Genomic DNA, 16,725 nt, shown 5'->3' on the forward strand with positions numbered 1-16,725 from the left:
CCGGCGTCCCCTGCCGCACCGGGCGCGGGCTGCGTACGCTGCCGGGGACGTGCCGACCGTCCGCCGGCGGGAGCCCCGAGCGCGGTACCGCGTCCACCGCTCCGCCGGCGTCCCCACGCCCACAGCGCCCACCGCACCGGACCGTTCGCGCCGCCCCGAGGGAGCCGCCCCCATGTTCACCACCCGGCCCACGCTGCAGGGCACCTTCGGCATGGTGTCCTCCACCCACTGGCTGGCCTCGCAGTCCGCGATGGCCGTGCTGGAGGACGGCGGGAACGCGTTCGACGCCGCCGTGGCCGCGGGCTTCGTCCTGCACGTCGTCGAACCGCACCTCAACGGCCCCGCCGGCGAGGTGCCCGTCATCCTCGCGCCCGCCGGCGGCGAGGTTCGCGTCCTGTGCGGGCAGGGCCCGGCGCCCGCCGGGGCGGGCATCGGCCACTACCGGTCGCTCGGACTGGAACTGGTCCCGGGCACCGGCCCGCTCGCCGCGGCCGTGCCCGGGGCGTTCGACGCCTGGATGCTGCTGCTGCGCGACCACGGCACCAGGACGCTCGCCCAGGTGCTGAAGTACGCCATCGGGTACGCCGAGGACGGGCACCCGCCCGTCGAGCGGATCGGCGGCACCGTGGAGACGATGCGCGAACTGTTCGAGACGGAGTGGACCACCTCCGCCGAGCTGTACCTGCCCGGCGGCCGCGCCCCGAGGCCCGGGGAACCGCTGCGCAACCCCGCCCTGGCCGCGACGTGGCGACGCGTGATCGCGGAGTCCGGCGGCGGCAGCCGTACGGAGCAGATCGAGCGGGCCCGGGCCGTCTGGCGCGAGGGATTCGTCGCCGAGGCGCTCGTGCGGCAGTCGTCCGTACCGACCACGGACACCAGCGGCCGCCGCCACACCGGCACCCTGACGACGGCCGACCTCGCCGGCTGGTCGGCCTCGTACGAGGCGCCGGTGACGTACGAGTGGCGGGGCTGGACGCTGTGCAAGGCGGGAGGCTGGAGCCAGGGACCCGTCCTGCTGCAGCAACTGGCACTGCTGCCGCCGGAGTTGCCCGAGTACGGGTCCGCCGAGTACATCCATCTGCTCGTCGAGGGCTGCAAGCTGGCCATGGCGGACCGGGAGGCCTGGTACGGCGACGCCGCGGACGTGCCCCTGGAAGAGCTGCTGTCGGAACCGTACAACGCCGGCCGGCGGGCGCTGATCGGTGCCGAGGCCTCGCACGAACTGCGTCCGGGCAGCCCCGGCGGACGCGTGCCCGCCCTCGCCGCGCACGTCCTCGCCGTCGCGGCGGGGAAGCCGGGTCCGTGCGCCGCGGGCGGCACGGCCGCCGGGACCGGCGAACCCACCGTCGCGCCGGACGGCGCCACCCGCGGCGACACCTGCCACCTGGACGTCGTGGACCGCTGGGGCAACATGGTCGCGGCCACGCCCAGCGGCGGCTGGCTCCAGTCCAACCCGGTCGTGCCGGAGCTCGGATTCCCGCTGGGCACCCGGCTGCAGATGGCCTGGCTCGACCCGGGCCTGCCGAACTCCCTCACCCCCGGGCGGCGGCCGCGCACCACGCTCAGCCCCTCGCTGGCACTGCGGGACGGGGTGCCGGTGATGGCCTTCGGCACCCCGGGCGGCGACCAGCAGGACCAGTGGCAGACGCACTTCTTCCTCGCCGTGGCGCTCCGGGCCGGAGTGCGGGGCGGGCTCGACCTGCAGGGCGCGATCGACGCCCCCGACTGGCACACCGACAGCTTCCCCGGCTCGTTCCACCCGCGCGCGATGCGGCCGGGGTCCGTCACCGTGGAGTCCCGGACGGACCCGGAGACCGTGGCTGAGCTGCGCCGCCGCGGCCATGACGTCACGGTCGGCGGGCCCTGGTCCGAGGGCAGGCTGTGCGCGGTCGCACGGGACCCGGAGACGGGGGTGCTGTCCGCCGCGGCCAACCCGCGCGGCATGCAGGGTTACGCGGTGGGGCGCTGAACCGGCACCCCGCGTTCACCTCGTCGTCGCCGGGAGTCCGGCAGGTGTCCGCCGACCGGTCGCCGGGCGGCAGCGGGAATGTCGGTCCGGCGTGCTTAGCTGGTCGTATGACCGAAGAGTTTCTGTCCGGCACGACGGGGAACCCCTGGGAGTCCGGAACCCTCGCCCTGGTCGAGGAGGCGGTCCGCAAGGCGGCCGCCTCCGAGATCATGCCGCGCTTCCGCCAGCTCGCCGTGCACGAGATCGTCGAGAAGAACGGTCCGCACGACCTGGTGACCGTCGCCGACCGCAGCGCCGAGGAGCACCTGACGGCGTCTCTGACGGCCCTGCTGCCCGGCTCGGTGGTCGTGGGCGAGGAGGCCGTCCACGCGGACGCGGGGGTGTACGAGGCGATCCGGGGCGACGCGCCCGTGTGGATCGTCGACCCCGTCGACGGCACCCGGCAGTTCGTCCACGGCGACCCCGGTTTCTGCACGCTCGTCGCGCTGGCCCGGCACGGGGAGGTGCTCGCGTCGTGGACGTACGCCCCGGCCCTCGACGAGATGGCGGTCGCGGTGCGCGGTCACGGCGCCCGGGTCGACGGCTCGGTGATACGGTCGGGCGCTCCGGAGCCCGGCCAGGTCCTCCAGGTGGCCATGTCGCACCCGGACTTCACGACGCCTCAGGAGAAGCGGGCCCTGCTCGCGCTCCGCACCGAGGGCGTCCACTCCCGGCCGTGCGGCTCCGCGGGCCTGGAGTACCTCGCCGTGGCCCGGGGTGAGCTCGACGCCGTCGCCTTCTCCTGGGAGAACGCGTGGGACCACGCGGCGGGGCTGCTGCTCGTCGAGGAGGCCGGCGGCACGGATCTGACGCTGACCGGCGAGCGGTTCCGCATCACGGGCGGCAACGCCCTGCCGTTCACGGCGGCGCGGGACGCGGCGACCGCACGGCTCGTCCACGAACTCCTCGTCTCCGGCGCGGAATAGGCGGAACCGGGGGAGCGGAGCAGGAGGGGGCACGGGCCGGGAGGACCGTGCACCCGGCCGGTAGGGTCGCGCCATGACTGCCGCCGAGCCCACCATCCTCGCCACCTCGGGCGGACACCGCGTCGGCGACCGCACGCGCGTGGCGTTCGACTCGCTGGTCCACCACGCCGTCGAGCTGTCCGGGGTCCACGGGCGCCGACCCCGGATCATGTACGTCGGCACCGCCATCGGTGACGCCGAGCACTTCGCCTTCCGCATGGGTGAGGCCGCCCGTGCGGCCGGATTCGACCTGACACCCCTTCATCTCTTCCCGATGCCCAACATCGAGGACATCGAGGGCGCCGTCCTCGACCACGACGTCGTCTGGGTCATGGGCGGTTCGGTGGCGAACCTGCTCGCCGTGTGGCGGGTGCACGGCCTGGACGCCGTGCTGCGTCGCGCCTGGGAGGCGGGGGTCGTGCTCAGCGGGGTCAGCGCGGGCTCGATCTGCTGGTTCCGGGGCGGGACCACCGACTCCTTCGGACCCCGGCTGCGACCGCTCACCGACGCGCTCGGCTTCCTCCCCTACGGCAACGGCGTGCACTACGACAGCGACCTCGGCCGCCGCCCCCTGGTGCACCGCCTGGTCGCGGACGGCACCCTGCCGGTCACCCACTGCACCGACGACGGGGTGGGCCTCGTCTACCGGGGCACCGAACTCGTCGAGGCCGTCAGCGAGCAGCCGGGGAAGCGCGCGTACCTCGTCGTCCGGGAGGGCGACAGGGCGGTCGAGGAGCGCATCGCCCCGCGCCGCCTGCCCGCACCCCGCTCCTGAGCGGACCCGGCTTCCGCGCGCACTCCGCTTCCGAGCGGACCCGGTTCCGGGGCCCGCTCTCCGCTTCCCGCGCACACTGCTCCCGACCGGCCCCGGCTGCGGCTCGCGAGCGGGCTCCGGGTGGGGGCCGCGCGGGGACGGGGCGGCCGGACGGCACCCCGGCCGGACCTCCGGGTGGACGGCGCGCCGGTCGTGGAGGACGGCACCCCGGCCGGACCTCCGGGTGGACGGCGCGCCGGTCGTGGGCGTGCCGGGTGCCGTCTCCGGCCGCCTGGGCACCGGCCCGCCTGGGTTCCGGCCCGGCCCGCCGGTCACGGCAGGGCCATGGCCCCGCGGATCTCCGCCGTCAGGGCGGCGGCCGATTCCACGGCCCGCGGGCCGAGGCCGCGCTGTGCCGTTTCGACCCGGGGGACGAGGTCCGGCTGAGCCGCGGGCAGGGCCGCAGCGGCGGCCGGCGCGCCCTTCTCGTTGAGGCACCACACACGGTGGTACGCGTGGAGCGACTGCACGAGCACGCCGAACGCCCTCGACAGGCACAGCCCGACGTGCGGCACGTCGCCGCCCGGCGCGGACTTCGCCGCAGCGGCCACCGAGAAGCCGGCCTCCCACGCCGCCCCGACCAGGGCCGCGCGCAGGGGTTCCGGGTACGCCGCCGTCGCCGCCCGAAGCGCGGTCAGCTCGCCCGCGGGATCGGCGAGGACCCGGCACAGGGCCACCTCGCCGGCGTATGCGGGCGACCAGAACCCCAGCGGGTGCCCCGCCTGCACGCCCACCTCGCAACGACCCGCCCGGCAGTCCGCCCAGACCCGATCCACCCGGTCCGGATCGCGCAGGATCCAGTCGACGCGGGCCCCGTCCACGGTCAGCCAGGCGCCGCAGTTCACCCATGGCCCCCAGCCGCCGGGCCCGCGACCTCCACGGGCCCGCCGGTCAGCTCCTCGGCGAGCGGGCGAGCCCCGCCACCTCGACGCCGCCGCGGTAGTGGACGCCCAGGTCCCAGTCCGAACCGGGCCGGTGCGCCACGCGGGCCCGGCTGCCTCCGAGGGCGACGGCGCGTACGCCCCGCACCTCCGCGAGCCGGGCGGCCATCGTCCCGATCACCTCGTCCATCACCGGGGAACGCTACCCCCGGCGGCGTTGTCGGCGCGGGCGAATATCCTGGATCCCTTGGCCACCGGCTGACGAAGGAGTCCCAAGGTGCCGTCGATGCTCGATGCCGTCGTCGTGGGGGCAGGGCCCAACGGACTGACCGCAGCCGCCGAGTTGGCGCGCCGCGGGTTCTCGGTCGCCGTGTTCGAGGCCCTGGACACCGTCGGCGGCGGCGCCAGGACCGAGGAGCTCACGCTCCCGGGCTTCCGGCACGACCCCTGCTCCGCGGTGCATCCGCTGGGCGCGGGCTCGCCGGCGTTCAACGCCATGCCCCTCGCGCGGTACGGGCTGGAGTGGCTGCAGCCCCCGCTGCCCATGGCCCACCCGTTCGACGACGGCACCGCCGCCGTTCTCTCCCGGTCCGTCTCGGAGACCGCGGCCTCGTTCGGGCCCCGTGACGCCGGGGCCTATCGCCGGCTGGTCGCGCCCTACCTCTGCAAGTGGGAGACCCTCGTCCGGGACTTCATGTCCCTGCCGCTCAGCGCCCTGCCGCGCGATCCGCTCACCCTGGCCCGCTTCGGCATCGACGGGCTGCCTCCCGTCACCTGGCTGATGCGCCGGTTCCGCGACGACCGGGCCCGTGCCCTGTTCGCCGGGCTCGCCGCCCATGTGATCGGCCCCCTGACCGGGATCGGCACCGGCGCGGTCGGCCTGGTCTTCGCCCTCGCCGCGCACTCCGTCGGCTGGCCGCTGCCCCGGGGCGGTTCGCAGTCGATCTCCGACGCCCTCGCCGCGTACGTACGCGACTGCGGCGGCACGATCCACACCGGCACCGAGATCAAGCGTCTCGACGACCTGCCGCCCGCCCGCGCCTATGTCTTCGACACCTCTCCCACCGCGCTCGCCCGGATCGCCGGCCTGGGCCGGGTCTACGACGGCTACCGGTACGGAGCGAGCGTCTTCAAGATCGATTACGCCCTGGACGGGCCGGTCCCCTGGACGGCGGAGGCTCCGCGCCGCGCCGGGACCGTCCAGATCGGACCCAGCAGCCGGGAGATCGACACAGCCCTCCGCCAGGCCTCCGGCGGCCGTGCCCCCGGGACACCGTTCCTGATCACCGCGCAGCCCTCGCTGGTCGACCCTTCCCGCGCCCCCGAGGGCAAGCACGTCTTCTGGGCCTACGGCCACGTCCCGCACGGCTGGGAGGGCGACCTCACGGACGCCATGGAGCGCCAGATCGAGCGCTTCGCCCCCGGCTTCCGCGATCTGGTGCTCGCCCGGGCCGTCGCCGGGCCGCCGCAACTGGCCGCGCGCAACGCCAACTACGTGGGCGGCGACATCGCGTGCGGAGCCGCGAGCGGCATCCAGCTGCTGCTGCGCCCCAGGCCGACGCTGTTCCCGTACCGCACCCCGCATCCCGCGGTCTTCCTGTGCTCGTCCGCGACCCCGCCCGGCCCGGGTGTGCACGGGATGCCGGGGCACAACGCGGCCAAGGCGGTGTGGCGGCATCTGCGTCGCGGCGGCGACCGCTGAGTGACGGCCGGGCGACCCCTGTGCCGCCGACAGCCCGTCCCGCCCTCCGCCCGACCCGCTCCCCGTCCGTCATGCCGTCCCGTGACCCGGCCGGTCGTTCCGGCACCCGGCCGGCAAGCGATCGACGGGAGGCGTCAGGCGGCGGCATGATGGGGCCATGAACGGCCGCCCCACGATCACGCTCGTCCGCGGAGACATCACCGAGCAGGACGTCGACGCCGTCGTCAACGCCGCGAACTCCTCCCTCCTCGGCGGGGGAGGGGTGGACGGGGCGATCCACCGACGCGGCGGACCGGAGATCCTGGAGGAGTGCCGGGGACTGCGGGCCTCCCACTACGGCAAGGGCCTGCCGACCGGCCGGGCCGTCGCGACCACGGCCGGGAGGCTGCCGGCCCGGTGGGTCATCCACACGGTCGGCCCGGTCCACAGCCGCTCCGAGGACCGCTCCGAGCAGCTGGCTTCCTGCTACCGCGAATCGCTGCGGGTGGCGGACGAACTCGGTGCGCGTACGGTCGCCTTCCCCGCCATCTCCACCGGCGTCTACGGGTGGCCGATGGACGACGGCGCCCGCATCGCCACCGAGACGGTCCGGAACACGGGGACGACCTCGGTGGAGGAGGTCCGCTTCGTGCTCTTCGACGAGCCGGCTTACGACGCGTTCGCGGCCCACACTGACTGACCGACGGTCCGTCCGTTGGCCAACGCGGGTGACCGACGGCCCCCGCGACGGCGCGCCCCGGCCGCCTGACACCGACCTCCCCGATCGTCCGGTTAACGTCACGCGTATTCCGTGATGATCCTCCCGGGGGTGTCCGATGCGCCGTCTGACCGCAGGACTGACCGTGCTGGCCGGCCTCGCCTCCTGGCCCTGGCTCGGCGCGCAGGCCGCCCCCGCCGCTGGTGAACCCGCCGCCCGGGACACCGGCCGCGGCACCAACATCCTGATCGTCGGCATCGACAGCCGCGCCGGTCTCTCGGCCGGCGAGAAGCGCCGCCTGCACGTCGGCGGTGAAGGCTGTGACTGCACCGACGTGATGATGCTCGTTCACCTTTCCGAGGACCGGCGTCGCGCGAGCGTCGTCTCCGTCCCCCGCGACAGCTACGTCGAATACGCCACGCCCGAGGGCACGGCCGGGGCCGCCCCGCGCGGGAAGATCAACGGCGCCTTCAAGATCGGCCGCGGTCCGCTGGCGGTGCGCACCGTGGAGAAGGTCACGGGCCTGAGCGTCGACCACTACCTGGAGACGGGCTTCACCGGATTCGAACAGGCCGTCAACGACCTCGGTGGTGCCACCGTGTGCACGGACAAGCCGCTCAAGGACGAGAACTCCGGCCTCGACGTCACCACGGGCACGCATCACCTCGACGGGAACAAGGCGCTCGGCTACGCCCGGGCGCGGCACCTCAACCCCCCGGGGGACCTCGGCCGGGTCCGCCGTCAGCAGCGCCTGCTCGCCGACATGCTCGACGGGCTGACCGTACGCGGGGCGCTGGCCGACCCCGTGAAGGCGGCGGACACGGCACGCCGGCTGCTCAAGTCCGTTCGCACCGACGACCGTACGGGCATGAACGACCTCATCGGCATCGGCTGGACGCTGGGGCGGCTGCCGGCCGACCGGATGGAGTTCGCCACCGTACCGATCGCGCACTTCGACCACCGCGTGCCCGGCGTGGGTTCCACGCTGCTCTGGCACGAGTCGCGCTCCCGGGCCCTGTGGGAGGCCCTGCGCGCGGACCGCCCCATCACCGGCGACACCCGCATCCTGCCCGTGCCCGAGACCCGCGCCGAGACCAACCCCGCCGGGATCAAGGTGCACGTCGACGACGCGAAGGTCGCCACGGCGCTGCGGCGCAGCAAGTTCGTGGTGACGGACACCTCCGCGTCGGCCCCCGCCGTGCGGCCCGCGGGTCCGCCGGTGATCACCTACCCGGCCGGGCGCGAAGCCGACGCGGCCACCCTGGCGGCCGCGCTCCCCGGCGCACGCCTTCAGGCGGTCACCCGAGCCGACGGCGTCTTCGACGTCGCCGTCGGCTCCGAGCCCGCCGCGGTGAGGACGGTCACCTACGACCGCAACCTCGCCGAGGGCGCGCCGGTCACCGCGGACCGGCTCCGCTGCGCCGGTTCGCCGTCGCAACCGTCGTAGCCGTAGCCGTAGCCGTAGCCGTGGCAGTGGCCGTGGCCGTGGCCGGCCCCCGCCCGGACCGCGTCCGCCCGCCCGGCCCGTAGCGCGGAAGCGCCCCCGCCCCGCCCGCTCGTCGGTGAGGCCGTCCCTCCCTCCCCGCGGTGATGTCGTTTTTTCGCCAGCGTCGCCCCTCACCATGGACGATGCTGGAGTCATGCCTTCCGACGTGCACACGTCCATGCACACCGACACCGAGCGCTGCGTACGGGCCGTACGGTCCAAGGACGCGCGGTTCGACGGGTGGTTCTTCACCGCCGTGCTGACGACGCGGATCTACTGCCGGCCCAGTTGCCCCGCCGTTCCGCCCAAGGCCGAGAACATGACCTTCCACCCCAGCGCGGCGGCCTGCCAGCAGGCCGGGTTCCGGGCCTGCAAGCGGTGCCGGCCGGACACCAGCCCGGGATCGCCGGAGTGGAACGCCCGTGCCGACGCCGTGGCCCGTGCGATGCGCCTGATCCAGGACGGGGTCGTCGACCGGGAGGGCGTGACCGGCCTCGCGGCGCGGCTGGGGTACTCGACCCGTCAGATCGAGCGGCAGTTGCTCGCCGAGGTCGGCGCGGGCCCGCTCGCGCTCGCCCGGGCCCAGCGCGCACAGACCGCGCGGCTCCTCGTGGAGACGACCTCGCTGCCCATGGCCCAGGTGGCGTTCGCCGCGGGTTTCTCCTCCATCCGGACCTTCAACGACACCGTCCGCGAGGTGTTCGCGCTGGCCCCGGGCGAACTGCGGACCCGCGCCGCGACCCGGCGCGGCGGGGCGGCGCTCCCCGCAGTGCCGGGCGTGCTCACGCTCCGCCTCCCGTTCCGCGCGCCGCTCAACCCCGACAACCTCTTCGGGCATCTGGCCGCGACCGCGGTCCCCGGCGTGGAGGAGTGGCGCGACGGCTGGTACCGCCGCACGCTCACCCTGCCGAACGGCCACGGCATCGTGGCCCTGGCCCCTCGCCCGGATCACATCGCGTGCCGACTGTCCCTCACCGACCACCGCGACCTCACGTTCGCCATCAGCGTCTGCCGCCGGATGCTCGACCTGGACGCCGACCCGGTCGCCGTGGACGACCAGCTGCGTACCGACCCGCTGCTCGCGCCGCTCGTGGACAAGGCGCCCGGGCGGCGAGTGCCGCGCACCGTCGACGCCGCGGAGTTCGCGGTACGGGCCGTCCTCGGCCAGCAGGTCTCCACCGCGGCCGCCCGCACCCACGCCGCCCGGCTGGTCACCGCCCACGGCACCCCCGTACAGGACCCCGAGGGCGGCCTCACCCACCTCTTCCCCGGCCCGGGGGCCCTGGCCACCGTCGACCCGGGGACGCTGGCGTTCCCGCGCAGCCGCCGCACCACCCTCACCACACTGTTCGGCGCCCTCGCCGACGGCACGCTCCGCCTGGGCCCCGACAGCGACTGGAACGAAGCCCGCGCCCGGCTCTCCGAGCTGCCCGGGTTCGGCCCGTGGACCGTGGAGGTCATCGCGATGCGGGCACTCGGCGACCCGGACGCGTTCCTGCCCACGGACCTCGGCATCCGGCACGCCGCCGCCGGCCTCGGGCTGCCGTCGACACCCGCCGCGCTCACCGCCCGCGCCGCCGCCTGGCGGCCCTGGCGCGCCTACGCCGTCCAGTACCTCTGGGCCACCGGCGACCACCCGATCAACCGTCTCCCCTCCTGAGGAAGCAGAGACCGCCCCATGAGCCGCACCCACACCGTCACCGACAGCCCGTACGGCCCGCTCACCCTCGTCGCCACCGACTCCGTACTGAGCGGGCTGTACATGACCGAGCAGCGCCACCGCCCCGGCGAGGAGACCTTCGGCGATCCCGACCCGCGCCCCTTCCGCGAGGTGATCCGCCAGCTCGACGCCTACTTCGCCGGCGACCTGAAGGAGTTCGACCTGCCCCTGCACCTCGCGGGCACGCCTTTCCAGCGCGCCGTCTGGGAGCAGCTGCTGCTGATCCCGTACGGCGAGACCCGCACCTACGGCGAGCTGGCCGGGTCACTGGGCAGCACGGGCGCCTCCCGCGCCGTGGGTCTCGCCAACGGGAAGAACCCCATCGGGATCATCGTTCCCTGCCACCGGGTGATCGGCGCCTCCGGCGGTCTGACGGGGTACGGCGGCGGACTGGACCGCAAGCAGCGGCTGCTGGCCTTCGAACGGGGCGTTCCCGACGACGGGCTGTTCTGAGTCGACGACGGGCCGTTCTCAGTGCCCGGACGGCGGCCCCCGTACGCGCCCGTGCGTACGGAGCGGGGGCGGCGCCCGCACGGCCGACCGAGCCCGCGCCCCGCGCCGGCTTCCGAGCCGCTCGGGGGAGTCCGTGACCACGGGCCCCGCCGCCGGGGCACCATCGGCAGGCTCCCTGCCCGCGGCCGGTGATCAGCGCAGCCGCCGCAGCAGCGCGGGCAGTGCCGTTCCGATCGGCTCGCGCACGACCTCGTCGGCGAGTTCGTCGTACGGGGTCGGCTCGGCGTTCACGATGATCAACCGGGCCCCGTGCTCGGCCGCGACCCCGGCGAGCGAGGCGGCCGGCTGCACCTGGAGGCTGGAGCCCACCGCGATGAAGACCTCGGAGGCCTTCGCGATGCCCATCGACTCCCCGAGCACCACAGGATCGAGACGCTGTCCGAACATGACCGTCGCCGACTTCAGGATTCCCCCGCAGGAGGTGCACGCCGGATCGGCATCGCCCGCCTTCACCCGTTCCAGCGCGTCCTCCATGGACGACCGTGCGTGGCAGCCGGTGCACACCACTGCCCGTGCCGTGCCGTGCAGTTCGAGGACCTTGCGGTCCGGGACCCCCGCTCTCTGGTGCAGTCCGTCCACGTTCTGCGTGATCACCCGGAGCGCGTGCCCGCTGCGTTCGAACTCGGCGATGGCGAGGTGCGCGGCGTTCGGCTCGGCGCGCAGGACGGGACCGTCGAGGCGCATGCGCCACGAGCGCCGGCGAATGTCCGGGTCGGCCATGTAGTGCTCGTAGGTGACCAGCTTCTCGGCCCCCGGATCGCGCCGCCACAGGCCGTTGGGCCCGCGGTAGTCGGGGATGCCGGAGTCCGTGGAGATACCGGCTCCGCTGAGAATCGCGACCATGGTCATGCCGTGAGCGTACGCAGCGGGCCGTGGGACGGGCGACCGGAATTCGCCGCACGTGCCGGCCCGTGCGGCGCCGGGTTCAGCGCACCGGGCGGCCGTCGACCAGCTCGACGGGAGCCGTGTCCGCCGCCAGGGCGTCCAGTGCGGCGAGTACGCGCAGGCCGAGCGAGCCGAGCAGGTACTGGGTGATGTCCTCCCGCGGCACCAGCTTCCACGAGACCAGTTCCTCCTCCTGGAGCCTGATCGCCGAGAGCTGCCGGTCGTCGAGCACGCCGCCGTCGTAGACGTACGCGACGATCGGGGGGCGACCCGGCCCCCGGACCCAGTCGACGGCGAGCAGCCGGCCGGGCACGACGTCCAGCCCGATCTCCTCCAGCGTCTCCCGCCGTGCGGCCTCCCGGGGCGTCTCCCCGGCGTCGGACTCGATCGTCCCGCCCGGAAGCGCCCATCCGGGGCGGTAGTTGGGTTCCACGAGCAGCGCTCGGCCCTCGGCGTCCCGGAAGAGGGCCGCGGCGCCGGAGAGCACGCGGGGCAGGGCGGCGATGTAGGTGGCGTACGCGTCGGTGGTCACCCGGGAAGCGTAGTGGGCGCGCGCGATCCGGAGATCGTGAACCTGCGGGACCCGGGGGTCGCGGACACCTGCGTCGGGACGGCGGACGAGGGGGGCGGCGGACGAGGGCGGAGGGGCGGCCGCGGACGAACGGCGGTGCGCGGCGCACGAGCAGGCGGCGGTGCCCGGCGCACGAGCGGGCGGCAGGGCGTCGGGGAGGGACGGGCGGCGGGCAACTTGCAGGGGAGGCACCGGAGTTCACACGGGACGGATCCCGGTGACCCGTTCGGTCACGCCCTAGGGACGGCTCCCCGGCGTCGGCCCGGGCGGAGTCCTCGGGCCGCCCGCCCGCCGCCGTGCCGCGGCGGCGTTGCGTCCGGCCGCCACGGTGTCGGCATGGCCGGCGCCCAGGGTGCGGGTCCAGCCCGCGGCCACCGCCCCGTACCGTGCGGCGGCCTCCTCCCAGCGCTCCGTCCCGGCCGCCGTGTGCGCCAGTTCGTACAGGGAGAGGAGGGTGTCGGCGTGCAGTTCGCCCAGTACCTCCGTACGGGCGCGGTAGGTCTCGCGCGCCACCTTGTACGCCTCGGTGAGCCTGCCCGTCGACCGGAGCGCGGAGGCGACGTCGTGCCGGCAGCGCATGGTGTCCTCGTGTGTCGTGCCCTGCACCCGCTCGCGCCTGGAGAGCACTTCGAGGTACAGCGTCAGCGCCTCGCTGTGGCGGCCCAGCCGCCCGAGCGCACGGGCCGCCTGCTGCCGGGCGTCCAGGGTGTCCGTGTGGTCGGAGCCGAGCACGCGCGCCCGGACGCGGGCGACGTGCCGGTACGCGTCGAGGGCCTCCGCGTGCCTGCCGAGCGCCAGCAGGGTCCGGGCGTGCTCGTGGCGGGAGGCCAGCGTGGCCCCGTGCTCGGGGCCGAGTGCCTTCTCCCGTGCCGTGACGGCGTCACCGAGCATCCGCAGGGCGAGTTCGGCGCGGCCCTCGCGCAGCAGCGCCACCCCGTGGGCGTGCCGTTCGCCGTGGTCCCAGCCCCGTGCGGGCCCGCCGTCGGCGCGCACGGGGCTGAAGTCCACGGCCGGGCCCTCGCCGTGCCGCAGCCGGGCCCGGGGCGGGGTGAGCTCGATCGTGTACGAGGGGCCGAGCAGATCCACGAGCGGGCTGCGACCGGTGTGCTGCGCCATGAGCACATGGATGCCCGCGCAGGCGCTGACGGCCCTGACCTCGTCGGCCAGTGCGAAGAACGGCTCCTCGCTGCCGGCGATCCGGTCGAAGTCGTCGAGGACGACGAGGAGCCGTGGCAGGCCGGCGGCGCGGGCCGCCGTCCCCCGCCGCCTGCGCTCCCTGAGCAGCAGCGCCGTCAGCTCGCGCAGTCGCGCGGGCCGGCCGCCGACGCTGTCGCACCACCCCGTGTGCGGCAGCGCGGCGAGCGGGGAGCCGGGCAGCGCCGCGTCGTGACCGGCGCAGACGACCGTGAGGGCGTCGGGGGAGCAGGACTCGGCGAGCCGCCGCACGACACCGGTGAGCAGGGCCCGGCGTTCGGCGTCGGACCCGCCCCGCACCAGGCCGTGCGGGCCGATACCGCCGTGCTCCGGCCCGTTGGCGTCGAGCCGGACCGACCGGCCCCCGTCGTCCTCACCGAGCGGGACGGCGGGGAGGGCGGGGAGCGCCGGGCGGTTCGCCGGGTCGAACGCCCACAGCAGTTCTTCCGCGGAGGGACGCGCCGCCGGATCCCGGGCGACGCAGTCGGCGAGCAGCGCGGACACCTCCGCGGGTACTCCGGGCAGGGGCGGAACGGCCGTGCTGGAGAAGGACGTTCCCCACCGGCCGCTCGCGGCCGCGAGGAGGAGCGACCCCACCGCGTACATGTCCGAGGCCCTGGTGGGTCCCTCGGGGGAGCCGGTGAGTTCGGGCGCCTCGTACTCGACCGGTTGGAGTGACATCCCCCGGAGCGGGCTGCTCCCGCCGTCGACCGACGCGGTCGTCCAGCCCGCCACCCGGACGTCGTCGCCGGCGATCAGCACCGAGCCGGGGAGGAGCGTGCCGTGCACCAGGTCCTCGGCGTGGGCCTTCGCCATGGCGGCGGCGAACTGCCTCCCCACGGAAAGGAACCGCTCGCGGGAGAAGGAGCCGTGGCGGGCGTGATGGGTGTGCAGGGTGTCCGCGGGGTCGCCGGTCGCCGGGTCGGTCAGGAACTCGGTGGCCAGCCACCCCGTCCCGCTGCGGGTGCTCACCCCGAGGAGCCGCGGAGCGTGGGCCGCGCCGATCCGGATCAGTGCCTCGGCCTCGGTGGCCAGCAGGCCCACGGCCGTGTCCCGGTCCGGTGACCCGGGCACGCGCAGCAGGACGTGCGAGCCGTGGTTGCCGGCCGTGCCGAGGAAGACGCCGATCCGCGGCCGGCCGGGGACCCTTCGGGCGACGAGCCGGTAGGGGCCGGCGGAACGCGGTTCCTCCGAGGGGTGTCGGGACACCCAGCCGGTGCCGGGCCGGTCGACGAACGACGGCAGTACGGGGGAGATCGGCAGCACGGGGGAGATCGGCAGCACGGGGGAGGCCGGCAGCACGGGGGAGGACCCGTCCGCCGCCCTGGGTGCCGCGGGCCCCGGGGACGCCGACTCCGTGCGCGCCGGGGTGTCCGCGGGTGCGGGGGAGACCGCGGTCGGAGCCGTGGCCGGGGCCTCCGCTGCCCGGGCCAGGCCGTGCACCTCCTGGGCCGCGGCCGGTTCCGTCCCGGCAGACGCCGCGGAATGCGGCCCCGCAGCACCCGGATCAGACCCGGCCGGCCCCGCGGAACCCTGCCCCTCGGATCCCGGCCCCGCAGCACCCGGATCCGTCCCGGCCGGCCCCGCGGAATCCGGTCCCGCAGAACCGCGTTCCCTCCCGGCCGGCCCCGCGGCGGCCGGTGCCGGCATGCCGAGGCGCCGCAGCAGCCGGGCGTCCACCCAGCCGAACGGCCGCGTGCCCCCGGCGAGCATGTCCCGGCCCGAAGGATGCGGCAGCCAGGCGGGGAATCCGGCCGTCCCGTCGGCGAGTTCGGCCATGCGCAGGGTGACGGCGCGGGTGGTGCGCACCAGGTCCGGCGGCGGCACCGTGTCCAGCAGGATGCGCCGGGTGTCCTCCGCGAAGTCGAACCCGCGGTGCTGCGGCAGCAGATCCCCCTCCCGGCCGTCGGCCCCGCGCATCAGCCCGCCGAGGAACACCTCCGCCAGATGGCCTGTGTCGACCTCAGGGCCCAGGGCGTCCTGGACCAGCCGCATCGCCGGCACCGACACCGGCGCCACCGCCGCCAGATGCGCCGCCAGCCGGTAGGCCTGGGGGGAGGCGGCGTCCCGGAACCGCAGCAGACCGTCCCCGCCTCCCGTGCGCGTCGCGGCGTACGGGCGGGCCGGGTCGCGCGGCGCCAGCAGGGGCAGTACCACCGACGTGCCGGACGAGCCGACGAGCCGGGCCCAGGCCCCCACGGAGTCGGGGTCGGGAGCCAGCACCGGCACGGGAACCCCGGTGTACGGGGCGAGTCCGGGCGGCAGCACCGGGTCGGCGACCCGCCAGGTGCGGTTGGCGGCGCCACGCCGCAGGGTGGTCACGCGCCACGGTTCGGCGCGGATGCCCGAGCCGTCCCACAGGCGCCGCGGCAGGGCGTGCAGCACGGCGGTCGGGCCGAGCGCGGCGGCCCGTTCAAGGGCCCGGTGCATCCGGCCGTCCCGCCAGGCCGGGCCCACCCCGTCGCTGACGACGAGCATCAGGGTGTGTCCGCAGGGGTCGGCGACCGCGGTCAGCGGAAGCGGCGCCGGGTCCTTGGCGAAGGGGTGGTGGCCCAGTACCGGGGCGTCGGGGCTCCTGCTGTCGAGCGAGTACACCCGGATGTCGCGGAACGCGCCGCTGCGTTCGAGCAGCCGCCGGGTCTCGGTCGCGAGTCGCTGCCACAGCAGCATCGACACCCCGTCGTCCACCAGCAGCGCCAGATCGAGCCAGCGGGTCCGGGCGGGACGCAGCACCACGTCCGGCAGCCCGGTCTCGGCCATGGCGGTCACCGTGGCCGGCTCGTCCATCTCGCGGGCCCGCCCGTCGGGCCGCAGCTGCTTCAGCGGCCGCAGCGCACGGCCCAGGCGCAGCTCGGCCGAGGCCAGTGCCCGGGCCTCCGGGGCGCGCACCGGCACGGCGGGGCGGCGCGGTGGCACGCGGGAGGACGCGGCCGATACCGGGAGGACGGGGCCGGGTGCGGCCGGGGCGCCGTGCAGCCCGGTGCCCGCGGGCATCCGCGGCCGCCGACCCGGACGTTCGGGGGCCGCCGCGTCCTCGGAGCCGTGCTGCCCGGTCGGCCGCGGCCCGGTGGGCGGTGTCCCGCAGGAGGGGGCCGCGGTCCTCCCGGGCGCCTCGGCCTCTTCCTCGGAGGGAGTCACGGGCGACCCCGCCGAGGAGCCGGCCGCTGCGGCGAGGGCCGACGAGGCCCCAGGAGGCAGCCGCCCCGCCAGCCACACGGCGTCCAGCAGCTCCTCGTGCGCCAGTTGGATCCCGCTGTCACCGAGGACCCGGTGCAGCTCCCGCCACACC

11 protein-coding genes and 1 pseudogene are annotated in these 16,725 nt (G+C 75.6%); 8 read left to right on the plus strand and 4 right to left on the minus strand.

Annotated features, from left to right (window positions below; genetic code table 11):
* Positions 1-172: 172 nt before the first annotated feature.
* The 3 genes from QRN89_RS28595 (at position 173) to QRN89_RS28605 (ending at position 3,748) form a co-directional block, all read left to right on the plus strand.
* Positions 173-1,969 carry a gamma-glutamyltransferase family protein gene (locus QRN89_RS28595; RefSeq protein ID WP_290352294.1) on the plus strand — a complete coding sequence of 599 codons (1,797 nt, stop codon included), beginning with the start codon at positions 173-175 and terminating at the stop codon, positions 1,967-1,969.
* Positions 1,970-2,076: 107 nt separating this feature from the next.
* On the plus strand, positions 2,077-2,934 hold the full coding sequence (locus QRN89_RS28600; protein ID WP_290352295.1) for an inositol monophosphatase family protein: 858 nt from the start codon (positions 2,077-2,079) through the stop codon (positions 2,932-2,934).
* 73 nt (positions 2,935-3,007) lie between these two features.
* Positions 3,008-3,748 (plus strand): Type 1 glutamine amidotransferase-like domain-containing protein, encoded by a 741-nt coding sequence (locus QRN89_RS28605; protein ID WP_290352296.1) that lies wholly within the window; start codon positions 3,008-3,010, stop codon positions 3,746-3,748.
* 311 nt (positions 3,749-4,059) lie between these two features.
* Here QRN89_RS28605 and QRN89_RS28610 read toward each other — a convergent pair.
* Positions 4,060-4,858: pseudogene (locus QRN89_RS28610) on the minus strand (nucleotidyltransferase domain-containing protein).
* 87 nt (positions 4,859-4,945) lie between these two features.
* Between QRN89_RS28610 and QRN89_RS28615 the strand changes: the two are divergent.
* The 5 genes from QRN89_RS28615 (at position 4,946) to QRN89_RS28635 (ending at position 10,726) form a co-directional block, all read left to right on the plus strand.
* Positions 4,946-6,370 (plus strand): phytoene desaturase family protein, encoded by a 1,425-nt coding sequence (locus QRN89_RS28615; protein WP_290352297.1) that lies wholly within the window; start codon positions 4,946-4,948, stop codon positions 6,368-6,370.
* A gap of 157 nt (positions 6,371-6,527) precedes the next feature.
* On the plus strand, positions 6,528-7,049 hold the full coding sequence (locus tag QRN89_RS28620) for an O-acetyl-ADP-ribose deacetylase (RefSeq protein WP_290352298.1): 522 nt from the start codon (positions 6,528-6,530) through the stop codon (positions 7,047-7,049).
* Positions 7,050-7,185: 136 nt separating this feature from the next.
* Complete coding sequence (locus QRN89_RS28625) at positions 7,186-8,514, plus strand: LCP family protein (protein ID WP_290352299.1); 1,329 nt, start codon at positions 7,186-7,188, stop codon at positions 8,512-8,514.
* Between the two features lie 217 nt (positions 8,515-8,731).
* Entirely contained in the window at positions 8,732-10,213 is a 1,482-nt protein-coding gene (locus tag QRN89_RS28630) for an AlkA N-terminal domain-containing protein (protein WP_290353896.1), read from the plus strand.
* 18 nt (positions 10,214-10,231) lie between these two features.
* Entirely contained in the window at positions 10,232-10,726 is a 495-nt protein-coding gene (locus tag QRN89_RS28635; protein WP_290352300.1) for a methylated-DNA--[protein]-cysteine S-methyltransferase, read from the plus strand.
* A gap of 192 nt (positions 10,727-10,918) precedes the next feature.
* Here the strand turns inward: QRN89_RS28635 and QRN89_RS28640 are convergent, their stop codons facing one another.
* The 3 genes from QRN89_RS28640 to QRN89_RS28650 form a co-directional block, all read right to left on the minus strand.
* On the minus strand, positions 10,919-11,635 hold the full coding sequence (locus tag QRN89_RS28640) for an SIR2 family NAD-dependent protein deacylase (RefSeq protein WP_290352301.1): 717 nt from the start codon (positions 11,633-11,635) through the stop codon (positions 10,919-10,921).
* 76 nt (positions 11,636-11,711) lie between these two features.
* Entirely contained in the window at positions 11,712-12,203 is a 492-nt protein-coding gene (locus tag QRN89_RS28645) for an NUDIX domain-containing protein (RefSeq protein ID WP_290352302.1), read from the minus strand.
* A 276-nt stretch (positions 12,204-12,479) separates the two neighbouring features.
* Entirely contained in the window at positions 12,480-16,724 is a 4,245-nt protein-coding gene (locus tag QRN89_RS28650; RefSeq protein ID WP_290352303.1) for an SAV_2336 N-terminal domain-related protein, read from the minus strand.
* Position 16,725 lies beyond the last annotated feature (1 nt).

It is taken from the genome of Streptomyces sp. HUAS CB01 (assembly GCF_030406905.1).
Taxonomy (GTDB): Bacteria; Actinomycetota; Actinomycetes; order Streptomycetales; family Streptomycetaceae; genus Streptomyces; species Streptomyces chengbuensis.

Bases quoted from the DNA above. Each gene is read 5' to 3' on its own strand.
- QRN89_RS28600 (WP_290352295.1), top strand. From the start codon at position 2,077: ATGACCGAAGAGTTTCTGTCCGGCACGACGGGGAACCCCTGGGAGTCC.
- QRN89_RS28595 (WP_290352294.1), top strand. From the start codon at position 173: ATGTTCACCACCCGGCCCACGCTGCAGGGCACCTTCGGCATGGTGTCC.
- QRN89_RS28605 (WP_290352296.1), top strand. From the start codon at position 3,008: ATGACTGCCGCCGAGCCCACCATCCTCGCCACCTCGGGCGGACACCGC.
- QRN89_RS28640 (WP_290352301.1), bottom strand. From the start codon at position 11,635: ATGACCATGGTCGCGATTCTCAGCGGAGCCGGTATCTCCACGGACTCC.
- QRN89_RS28625 (WP_290352299.1), top strand. From the start codon at position 7,186: ATGCGCCGTCTGACCGCAGGACTGACCGTGCTGGCCGGCCTCGCCTCC.
- QRN89_RS28620 (WP_290352298.1), top strand. From the start codon at position 6,528: ATGAACGGCCGCCCCACGATCACGCTCGTCCGCGGAGACATCACCGAG.
- QRN89_RS28630 (WP_290353896.1), top strand. From the start codon at position 8,732: ATGCACACCGACACCGAGCGCTGCGTACGGGCCGTACGGTCCAAGGAC.
- QRN89_RS28635 (WP_290352300.1), top strand. From the start codon at position 10,232: ATGAGCCGCACCCACACCGTCACCGACAGCCCGTACGGCCCGCTCACC.